This is a genomic window from Vibrio sp. Vb0304 (genome assembly GCF_033338995.1).
GTDB lineage: Bacteria > Pseudomonadota > Gammaproteobacteria > Enterobacterales > Vibrionaceae > Vibrio > Vibrio alginolyticus.
Genome location: NZ_JAWOTT010000270.1, coordinates 1 through 1,142, shown reverse-complemented (window position 1 = coordinate 1,142; position 1,142 = coordinate 1). Strand labels below are relative to the sequence as shown.

The 1,142-nt window shown below is 37.7% G+C and carries 1 protein-coding gene; it reads left to right on the top strand.

Features of this window, described 5'->3' with window-relative positions; genetic code table 11:
• The first annotated feature begins 709 nt into the window (after nt 1-709).
• Nucleotides 710-1,099 carry a universal stress protein gene (locus R7P35_RS25560; RefSeq protein WP_005455301.1) on the top strand — a complete coding sequence of 130 codons (390 nt, stop codon included), beginning with the start codon at nt 710-712 and terminating at the stop codon, nt 1,097-1,099.
• The last annotated feature ends 43 nt before the right edge of the window (nt 1,100-1,142 follow it).

Here is a 1,142-nt window from a genome sequence, read left to right as displayed (position 1 = left end):
TAATCCATTTCCCATCAAACAATTTAAGTTATTCAGTTACCGCGTAACACAACCTTCTTAACTACAGCAGTAAAAGAGGCCAACCATTTAGACGAAAGCAGTAGGTAAAATTTTACCAATTCATCTTTATCCATAAACATGCTTCAGTGGTGATTTTATGGTTGTTCAGGTCAATCTTGGTTAAATATGATATTAATCAGTGAGTTATCGCGGAGTTATTTGCTTTTCCAAGATTGATGAATAATTTGCATGTAATTAAATTACACAGTGGCCATTAAGAGGGATAATTAGCCAGTATAATGTGTTGAATTTTTCATTAAGACACAGTGTCACAAAATAAAATCAGAATTAGGTGCTTATATATACTTCCATATAAAGACAGTAAGTACTTGCAGACGGTGTGTCAGAACTGCTTATCCAGGGACTACATCATTAAAATTGCGGCAGAGTTTTTGATGATCTTTAATCTAGATTTTCAGAGCGCTTAGAGGCAGGAGCCACTACGGACTTAGTTTTACAGCATCGCTTACAAGTCAACTTAAGTTACGGCGTAATGTTTAGTGAGAGGCTTAGGGGTATATGTTCGAACAGCTGAGCTCTTAGAGATGGGGATTTGGATGTTTTCATTTAGATATCGGCGGGTAAGCCGATGTTTAGTGTGTTCGATAAGCTAGACTAAAAGTAGTACCATTCAAAATAGGAGAACGTAATGAGTTATGGACATATTTTGGTTGCGGTAGACCTTACTGATTCCAGCAAAAAAGTCATCGATAAAGCAGTTTCTTTAGCGAAAGATGAAAAAAGTAAGCTTTCCTTAGTCTATGTAGATGTCGATAAGATTATTCTAGAGTTGAAAGAAGAACGAAAGTTGCAGAATGCATTACAAAAGCTTGCTGACGAGTGTGATTACGAAGTCCATGACAGTAAGGTTGTGATTGGTGATCTTCACATCAAGCTCTCCGGAATTGCGAAGGAAGTAGGGATAGATCTCGTTGTATGTGGCCATCATCATAGCTTGTTGAGTCGTTTCTTTTCTTCTGTCCCTAAGCTTGCGAACGCCATAGAAGCTGATTTGCTAGTCGTGTACTTAGATGATTAAACAATGATGAGTAAAAGCCGAACCAAAGGCTAGTTCGGCTTAT

Excerpts from the sequence above, each read along its gene's own strand:
- R7P35_RS25560 (WP_005455301.1), top strand. The coding sequence starts at position 710 with ATGAGTTATGGACATATTTTGGTTGCGGTAGACCTTACTGATTCCAGC.